This window comes from Spirochaetota bacterium, from assembly GCA_038043445.1.
In the GTDB taxonomy this organism is placed as follows: Bacteria; Spirochaetota; Brachyspiria; order Brachyspirales; family JACRPF01; genus JBBTBY01.
In genome coordinates this window covers 1-9035 of the sequence record JBBTBY010000153.1, presented here as the reverse complement: position 1 = coordinate 9035, position 9035 = coordinate 1, and the positions used below count along the sequence as shown (strand labels likewise).

Sequence of the window (9035 nt, the reverse complement as noted above, 5' to 3'; positions counted from 1 at the left end):
GATGCCATCGCCTCGAACACATCGGTCTCGCCGGCGAACCGGTAGGCATTGTTCCATCGCCCGTATACTTCAAGTCGTATGTAGTCGACATTGGTCGGCGCGGAATTCGTATTCTCCCTCCCGACGATGAAATTCACTTCAGAGAGCGTCGCACCGCGACCATGGAGTATCACATCAAGCCGTGTCGGCGATCCGGAATATGATGCCGGAATGGTCAGCCCATACGGCTGCACGCTCCCGTCCACACGAGAACGATAGCCGCGCACCACCATCCCTTTTCTGTTCGTCCACGAAGCACGTCCGTTCATGGCCTCTTCGGCGCGTGCGATGCCGACATCGAGTATCTTAAGCGAATCGGTGACGAAACGCGTGTCAAAGAATTCCTCGTTCGAGAAGCGCAGCTGCATCTGAGCGGCACGATGGAATATCTCCACATCGCAGAGGAGCATATCGTCGATCTTCATCGCTCGAAGCGCCTCTATTTGCGCGGATAGGACATCGGCCTTTTCACGCACCGAAGTGATCTCGGCTTCACTTACCTTGAACGGTTTTTTCACCGGCGGTTTTACGGGTGCGACAGCACGATTCGTGACGGCATTCGACCGAATATCCGGCGCGGTATTCGACTGCGCACAAAGAACGGAGAGCGTTGTCCAGAAGACAAGAACTGCCAAACCTGTGTATCTCATAGTGAACTTTCCCATACCTGTCTCTCCTTTTTGTTCACCCCTATCCCCCGCCCCCTTTCCCCTCTAGGAAGGGAAAGGGGAGTGTTGTTTCTGAATCATCCATTCCCTTTCCCCTTTTGAAGGTGTGCGCCAAGGATGGCGCAACTGGCGACGGCCATGGATGGCCAAAGCCGCTACGGGAAAGGGTTAGGGATAGGGGTTATTCTATGTCCTTCCTCGCTTGAACCAACTGGCGATCTTAAAATCGAAAAGGGATATCAGCGTAACGCCGGTGAAATAGATGCATCCCGCGGCAACGACACGATACGGCTCATCGATCCATATGCCGGACCCTGGCAGCGCCTGATGCGATATCACTGCATCCGTTATACCGAGCGCAGGGATAAAAGGTATCAGCGTTAGGAATACTGCGACCAAATAGCACAGCGCGCCGCCGAACCAGGAAACGCTCAGACGCGCCTTGCGGTCCTCATCGAGCGTGCGCCCGAGGAAAACGCTCAGCAATCGATTGAGGATAAGTCCCCAGAAGGCGACGAGCGGCCACCACACATGGAAGGCGAGCGAGAATCCGCCGACAAAAATAGTATAGAAAAGACCGAGCCCGACGATGGAAAATAATTTTTTGACCTTCCCGTACTTAGAGATAATGACACTGCCGAGAAATCCCGCCGCATGCACATTGATGAATTCCATCAGCATGAGAAGGAGCAGATAGGAAACGACCTTATCGCCGAACTGATACGGCTTTATCCACGTAATAAGAAAGAACGCCGCCAGCGCCGCGTTCGGCAATGCTGTGATGATACGGGATACTACGGAAAGAATGAGCTTCACTAGCTTCGGCATGACGACAGTATATTCGTCAGCCCGCCTTGTGTCAAACGGCAACGGCCTCCGGTACGCGTGCGGCCGTATCGAACAATGCGCAGATATTCTCCGGCGGTGTGCCGTCCTGTATGCAATGCGACGGCCCGCAGATATAACCGCCGTTCTTCCCAAGCACACGTATGCGCTCTTCGGTTTCGCGGCGTACGTCGTCGGGCGTACCGAACGGAAGCGTCGATTGTACGCTCACGCCGCCCTCGAAGCAGAGCGTATCGCCATACGACGATTTGAGCACATCGGCGCTCATTCCCTTCGCATCGAACTGCAGCGCCTGAAGCACATCTATGCCCATATCCATGAGCCCGGGCTCCGCCTGCATCACCGCGCCGTCGGAATGATAGATTATCTTCGCGCCGTACTCATGTATCACGCTGTTCATGCGCATATGATACGGCTTGATATTCTCCTCCCACATCGGAAGCGCCATGAGCAGTCCATTCTGCCCCGCGATATCGTCAGCGGTAAATACGAGATCGATACGACCGCGTGCCGCGGACAGGATGCGCCTGAAATGTTCGATGTAGAACGATGCGGTGCGTTCGAATATCGCGTTCGCCAGCTCCGGCTGTGTCGCCAGATCGATGAATATGTTCTCAAAACCGCGCATGTACCAGGACGTCTCGAATATGTTCCCGTTCGCCGCCATGAGGCAGAATTCGCCGCCGCTATCGAGCGCGCGTATCTTTTCAAGGATGCTGTCATAATTGAACCATTCCGTCGACGGGAATCGATGCTTACGAATATCATCAACGGACGCTGCACTGCCGAGAGGATTATGTTCTATCTCATCGTACGAGCCCTCGCCATACACAACGGCTTTTCGGCGCACACCCCAAATGTCGGTGCGTTCAGGAAGTTTCGGTCCGATGTAATCCGGTGCTATGCCTTTAATGTCGATGATGGTCGCGAGGTATTCATCAACGCTTATTCCGCGTGATGTCCGCAGATGCTTCTCGAGCGCACGCCGCGCTGCTGAGTTTATCCCCGAACACACCATGGCTATCGGCACCCTGTCGGTATCCTTATGCTCAAGCGCCAGTCGTACGCGATCGCGATGTGATAGTTCATTGTTCATATGATCCCTCCGCTTTCATGACGGATAGAATATAGTCAGACGGCGCCGTGAATGGAATGGCGCATCATCGCGTTTCTTGTGCTTTTTTACTGCCCGTCATATCTCTAAAAACCCGCCCGGCTGTATCGCAGGCGCATAGATGCCGCCCCGGGCACTATAGATTTTTTTCAATAGCGTCCATACAGGCATGTCTCCTCAAGCATAGCCAGATAATTTTCCACCGGAATATAATTTGCAACCGAGTTCCCCGAGCCCATCGCATATCCGCCGCCCGCCGCGCAGGAATCGATGAGGAATCGTGTGTGCGCCCTCACCTCCGTCTCGTTCATTCTCGTAAGTTTATCCATATCGAATCCGCCCATCGCGGATATCCTGCCGTTATAGTGCTTTTTGAATTCCCATACGGGTTCGATAATATCCTCGAACGACTGCTTCGCATCGAACCCGGATGCAATGATGTCCTCGTTGACCGTGCGCAAATTACCGCACGCATGGAGGATGACGGGCTTGCCGCACGCATGGATCGCCTTCGCAAACCGCGCATGCCAAGGGAAAATATATTCGCGCAGCATCTCGGGCGAGATCATCGTCTGCGTCTTAAATCCCATATCTTCGTACATAAGTATTGCGCCCACATCATCCATTCCCGCGCATATCGATACCCACTCGATCACGAGTTCGCCGACACGGTCGCACACCTTCTTAAAAAAAACAGGATTTTCTACGATACAGTAGCAGAGATTCTCATAGCCCATCATGCCAATGACATGCTCGAACACGCTCCGCTGGCTTACGATGATTTTCATTCCCGGGCGGAGCAATGCACCGTGCCGTGTTATCCGGTCAAAATCGACAGCGGCAATAGCCGGCCAGGGATAGCGTTCATAGTCGTTCTCATTGCCCATGAGCGACGATGTTGTCCCCCGGTATTTGCGATCTCGTTTGCCGCCGAACGCATCCTCTCCCGCACCCGGCGCCGCTTCGGCTTCCTTGAAAGTAAAGTTACCCGCGTTGCCATGCACGAAATCGGCCCCGAGATTGAAAGCGCATTCGATCTGCCGCCGAAAATTGTATTCCTCCTCATTCGCGCATTCATTCTTTTTTATCCGTTCGGCAAAATACGGGGGCATCAAACCGCCATGATCGAAAAACGGCACCCGGTCCGGCATGCCAGCTCTCGTCAAAACGTTTTTTAATCGTTCAAAATTCGGATCGGGTTTGATCTTCAGTCTCTCGATGACTATCATAGCTTTCCTCGCCGCGTGTACTTTTCAGATGCGCTTCAAGCGCGCTTCGCCGCAGATTGTATCCCCGAACCTTCTGCGGGTCATGCACGGATATTCAGTTCGGAAAAAGCCGCATCGCCCAATCCTCGGCAACACCGATTGACTCAAGCGCCTCGGATGCGGGACAAAGCGAACCCTTCTCGCCGTTCAACATGCGGATAAAATTCTCCGCCTGCGAGACCATGGCGCTTTTCGCAGGGAATGTCGCTACCGTCGTCGTCGGTACCGTTGCGCCGTCATTGCGATACACTTCGGTGCGCCCGGGGCGGTTTATTGCGAGGGGCGCGGGGAGATCGACACGGACATACCCTTTTTCAAAATAAATGATGCCATACTCACGCCAGTCCGTTGCATTATACGGCGAGAATTCCATGACGCCGGGCACGCCGTGCGCGCTTGCAATGGCGAACATGACGCCGGTAGGATCGGCATAGGTTATCGTGTATGCGTCCCCCAGAAGACAGCGCATAAGATCGAGCTGATGGCTGTGCGCGCCGGCGAACGAGAAGAATTTTCCCTTCGCCTTGTCATTGAACTTCGCATGATCCCCCGCGGGAAACGGCATTGGAGGTATGACGGCATTGCCTTTCATCGCCAGGCGGTAATTGTTCTCGATCCAGTCGCCCGATAGCGTCACCTGTAATCGCGCATAGCGCATGGGGCCGAGCTCACCGCTTTTCACGAAGCGCTCTATCTCGCCTTTGGCATAAATGGATGCGGGATCGCTCCGCTTGTGATAACCTACCACAAGGAGCGTGCCGTGCTTCTTCGCATCGGCGACAATGCGCTCGCCGGAGGCCACCGACCATGCCAAGGGCTTTTCGACGCATACCGGCAGCTTCGCGGCAAGGCAATCGCGTATCACGGTCTCCGCCATGGGTGTAGCCGGGAGCGTCACACAGACGGCATCGAGCTTCTCATGCGCGAGCATATCCGTGTGAGAACCATAGCTCTTAGGTATGTTCATGTGCGCGGCAACGCGCTTCGCAAGATCGGCATCGACATCGGTTATCGCCGCTATCTGGCAGTCGGGTATCACGGCGTAGTTCGGCAAATGTATGCACTGCGTGTGTTTTCCCGCCCCGACGAATCCGATACGTTTCATAGCGTGCTCCTCATTGTGGTCGATCCCGATGGCGATATAGTATACCGGGAAACATCCCGGGAACATGTGATATTATTCTGTTTCTTGTGTTTTCTTACCGCGCCGGAACGCCCGAGGGCTTACTCCGAAACGCCGGCTAAACGTTTTGGAGAAATGGGCCACATCGGCAAAGCCGACCTCGGAGGCTATCGTTTCCACGCTCATCGTCATCACCGTGAGCAGATGCGCCGCCTCATCAAGCCGCTTCTGTATCAGGTACTCTATCGGGGAGAGCTTGTAATCGTTCTTGAATTCGCTCGAGAACCGCGATACCGAAAGCCCGGCGATACGCGCAAGCCCCGGCAGCCGTATACGTTCCATATAGTGGATATCGATATGACGCTTCACGATACTCATACGGTGTTTCGCATCCGCCCCGTCGACGCCCAGCCGCCCGATATCGATGAAAAAATTATCGAACAGATTCCTGAGTACGCTCGTGTTCGGACGGTCATGGGTTATCATCTCAGTGTCGACGGCATGCTGGCATCGTTCATAAAATGCATACTCCGCGCAGGCTATCGGCACTGCCATCGGCACGCCGTAACGGCGCAACGCTTGATCGATGAGCGATCCGCGGACGGATATCCATGAATGCCGATATCCCTTCTCATCGCCGTAGCACAGCGGCATATTCGGCGGGAACGCCACGAACGACATCGGCACAACGCGCGTGCGCATGCCCCGTATGACAACGACCGCCGTAGTATGGAAGAACAGAAAGATATAGACCGGTCTCCCGGGCTCTGCACTCTTGTATACACTTTTGTTCGTCACCTGTCCGAGCGAGCAGACGGTAAGTTCGTCCTCGCCCTCATGCTCCCCAGCGAACACGTGATGGAAATTCTTCATGTACTGATTATACATTCAATAATGCATCGTGTAAACAAAAAACATTAAAAAGAAAAAATGCAACCACGGACACAGAGAAAAAACCGAGGGAATACAAAGAGATATTATTGCGGCTTTCATTCATTAAGCAACCTCTTCGCTGCCGGCTTTTTATCTTCTCTGCTTTACCTCTGTGCGCTCTGTGGTTTTCTTTTTCCTACATCATGATCTGTTATCAATGCACTTCATTCGTAATGACTGAGCGCCTTGGTCGCGCTCATCGATGCCGCCTTGTCCGCGGGAAAATATGCCGTCACCACCGCGATGAGGAGTAGAAGCATGCCGTTGGTACTGATGCTCCCGGCGACAGCGCTCACGATAAAACCGAGAGCGATGCATACGATAAGCATGACAGCGGCCATGCGCTTCGATCGGATGCGTGCGAAGATGAGCAGTGCCGCCGCACCGATGACGCCCATAGCGAGCATACCGCCGCCGCCGAAGAACACCGGTACGAAGGAAATATGTTTGTTCACGAGTATGATTCCCGCGGCGCTTTCCGTCTCAAAGGAGATGAGCTGTATAAGCGGCATGACCAGTAACGCGAAAAGCGCGCCTGCCACCGATGCAAAAAACGCAAGAAAAAGCACTTCATAGATGAAAAGGTTACGCACATCGACTGACTGCATGCCGAGCGCGCGCATGGTGCCGATCTCCCGCGTACGCTCTCGAATGGACATGCGCAGCGTATTGACCACGCCGACGAGTATGATGAAAAAAAGCACGATGACGCCTATCCAGGTGATCGCATAGAGCGCGCGTTCGAGGTCGGCATAATATTTCCCGATATCATGTTCGTACATGGTGCGCACATCGAGTATGGTGCCGGTGAATTTACTTTTCGATGCGGCGCGCCATTTTTTCTTAAGCGCCCGATCGTCCCTCGTGCCGGGAAGGAGCATCCATTCCCGCACACAGTTCTCCGTAATCGATGGCGGCACGTCGGCCGCATGCCCGCCGCGCGCGGGTATCGATCGGCAATAGGTACGATACAAGTCGTTCTCATTGAGGAAAACGAAAGGCAGTGGGGCATCGACGATATATGCGGTATAGTCATTCGTCACCGATATCGGCAGATAGGCATGACGATACGTATAGAACACCCTCGATCGATGAGCGATACCCGCTGCGAATTGCCGCGGGATGAACATGAGCCCCGTATTCGTCAGCAGCGAGCTGTCAACCGAAAAAAGCGCGCCCATGTTCGATACCGATGCGTGATTTGTCGCAACGCCGAGAAGAGGAACGTTCGTATGCGATAACGCTCCGTCGATGCGGGCAATGGCAGGCAGAAGCGCATTGCGAAGGAGTCGCGCATCGCCCTCTGCCTTTTTCGGGTCGGACAGTATCAGCTGTATCGTTGCACTTTCATGCGGTGCATATCCCATGAGCTCCTTGAGGTCGGATAAAAGCGCGAGGGACGCCATGCTCTGATACGAACCCACCGCGCGGATGAACGCCGCCACGGTGAACGCCGCGCTCTGCTCTATGCCGTCGATGTTCTGAAAACGTATCTTCACCGTATCGCCCACCCGCACATTGAGCGCCTTCGCCTTATCCTCATAGAGGAGTATCGGATACGCTATCCTGCCGTTGGTGAAATCGGCAAGATCGCCGGCGACAGTATGGAAATTCATCGACTTCGCCTCATCGATGCGTTCAGCGTTCCCCTCGACGCCGATGATGACCGATGTATCCGCACGTGCATTGCCGATAAGCCGCGTGTAAATGATGATGCTCTCATGCGCATACTTATAGTGGGGAAGCGTTCTCGCTGCGGCGAGTATGCGCTCCTTGTCGCGTATGATGGGCGCTTTCCTCCCGTGCTCGACGGCGATCACTTCGATATGTCCCGTCAGGAAGCGCATGACGCGATTGAACACCGTTTCCGAAAGTCCATGCGAGAACGAATGCGCAAGCGTAAGGACCATCATGCCGAAGGCGATGGCCACCCCGAGCAGTATCGATCGCCGCTTCTGACGTATGAGATTGCGCAGGCTCAAACGCGCGATACGCGTGAACGCGTGCATGAATTTCACTTGCTCGCCTCGATATGAACTTGCAGTACTACTCGGCGACCAGTGCGAAAGTCTGTCATTTGCTCAGATTCTCCAAATATGCTTTCGTGAACGTCCCGTGCGATATCGGTTTCGTAGAAATGCCGGAAAGCTCCACCACCGAGCGATTGCCCTTCTCGAATTCATCGATGAACGTCGCCTTAAGCCAGATGTACTTCCCCTCGACCATACCCCACGTGATGTACACCGCCGTCTGCATAAGCGCTCCGGACAGCGAATAGGACTGAACTATTTTCGGGAGCCCGTTCGACCGATCGACATAGTAGAGCTGCTTTGGATATTTCACATCGTTCACTTTATTGACAATCTCGAACCGGTAGAGCGCACTTTTCCCGATGTTGGTAGCGGACGCACGCTCCGTCACCGGTTTGTAAAGCGCGGTAAGCTTACGCTTCTCGAAATCCGCCGCTTTCGCATCAGTCCCGCTTATCGCCTCATCGCGATTGATATGCTGGAACGTACGCGTGTTCTTGCGGTACATCCACATGTCATCGCCCGCGCGAAGATATCCGTTACCACGTTCGGGCAAGGGGTCGGTCATGACGATAAGAAAATTATCGTTCGCATCGCGGCGATAGAACTGCATCTCGTAGGCCTTTATCCCCTGCGTCGCTTTTTCCTGGACGATCTTCACATGCGCAGAGAGATCGGTCAATTGTTCCTCGAGCGCCTCGACGCGGCTCATGAGGTCGGCAACGCGAGGAAGCTCTGCAGCGGAAAGAAAGAAGGCAACACTCACCCATACCGCCACGCAAAGCACGACACCCCTCCTATGAATTTGCACACTCACCCCCTCTGACTCCCCCTCTCTCGCGAAAATGCGAGAGAGGGGGAGAACCGGATGTATTTTAATTTCAAAATATTTTTTATATTTTAAAATTGTATTCATATCCTTGTCACCATTCTCAAGAAAATTTTATTTTTTGCGACCCCCTCTCTCACTTTCCTGTGAGAGTAAGCATTCTTCAAGCTGGATAAAACCGGCAA

General features: G+C 53.9%; 8 protein-coding genes. All 8 read right to left on the bottom strand.

Annotation, left to right across the window (positions count from 1 at the left end):
• Positions 1-704 (bottom strand): hypothetical protein (locus AABZ39_19370; GenBank protein MEK6796943.1); only part of this gene is annotated, 704 nt, incomplete at its 3' end.
• 189 nt (positions 705-893) lie between these two features.
• Positions 894-1535 (bottom strand): hypothetical protein, encoded by a 642-nt coding sequence (locus tag AABZ39_19365; protein ID MEK6796942.1) that lies wholly within the window; start codon positions 1533-1535, stop codon positions 894-896.
• A gap of 31 nt (positions 1536-1566) precedes the next feature.
• Positions 1567-2649 (bottom strand): uroporphyrinogen decarboxylase family protein, encoded by a 1083-nt coding sequence (locus AABZ39_19360; protein ID MEK6796941.1) that lies wholly within the window; start codon positions 2647-2649, stop codon positions 1567-1569.
• A 167-nt stretch (positions 2650-2816) separates the two neighbouring features.
• Positions 2817-3818 carry a uroporphyrinogen decarboxylase family protein gene (locus AABZ39_19355; protein ID MEK6796940.1) on the bottom strand — a complete coding sequence of 334 codons (1002 nt, stop codon included), beginning with the start codon at positions 3816-3818 and terminating at the stop codon, positions 2817-2819.
• Between the two features lie 172 nt (positions 3819-3990).
• A complete protein-coding gene (locus tag AABZ39_19350; GenBank protein ID MEK6796939.1) occupies positions 3991-5040 on the bottom strand; it encodes a Gfo/Idh/MocA family oxidoreductase in 1050 nt (349 codons plus the stop codon).
• Between the two features lie 72 nt (positions 5041-5112).
• Positions 5113-5946, bottom strand: coding sequence for an AraC family transcriptional regulator (locus AABZ39_19345; GenBank protein MEK6796938.1), 834 nt, complete (start codon positions 5944-5946; stop codon positions 5113-5115).
• Between the two features lie 209 nt (positions 5947-6155).
• Complete coding sequence (locus AABZ39_19340) at positions 6156-8000, bottom strand: FtsX-like permease family protein (protein ID MEK6796937.1); 1845 nt, start codon at positions 7998-8000, stop codon at positions 6156-6158.
• A 64-nt stretch (positions 8001-8064) separates the two neighbouring features.
• Complete coding sequence (locus AABZ39_19335) at positions 8065-8808, bottom strand: outer membrane lipoprotein-sorting protein (protein MEK6796936.1); 744 nt, start codon at positions 8806-8808, stop codon at positions 8065-8067.
• Positions 8809-9035: the final 227 nt, after the last annotated feature.

Excerpts from the sequence above, each read along its gene's own strand:
- AABZ39_19360 (MEK6796941.1), bottom strand. The coding sequence starts at position 2,649 with ATGAACAATGAACTATCACATCGCGATCGCGTACGACTGGCGCTTGAG.
- AABZ39_19345 (MEK6796938.1), bottom strand. The coding sequence starts at position 5,946 with ATGTATAATCAGTACATGAAGAATTTCCATCACGTGTTCGCTGGGGAG.
- AABZ39_19355 (MEK6796940.1), bottom strand. The coding sequence starts at position 3,818 with ATGCCGGACCGGGTGCCGTTTTTCGATCATGGCGGTTTGATGCCCCCG.
- AABZ39_19365 (MEK6796942.1), bottom strand. The coding sequence starts at position 1,535 with ATGCCGAAGCTAGTGAAGCTCATTCTTTCCGTAGTATCCCGTATCATC.
- AABZ39_19350 (MEK6796939.1), bottom strand. The coding sequence starts at position 5,040 with ATGAAACGTATCGGATTCGTCGGGGCGGGAAAACACACGCAGTGCATA.
- AABZ39_19340 (MEK6796937.1), bottom strand. The coding sequence starts at position 8,000 with ATGCACGCGTTCACGCGTATCGCGCGTTTGAGCCTGCGCAATCTCATA.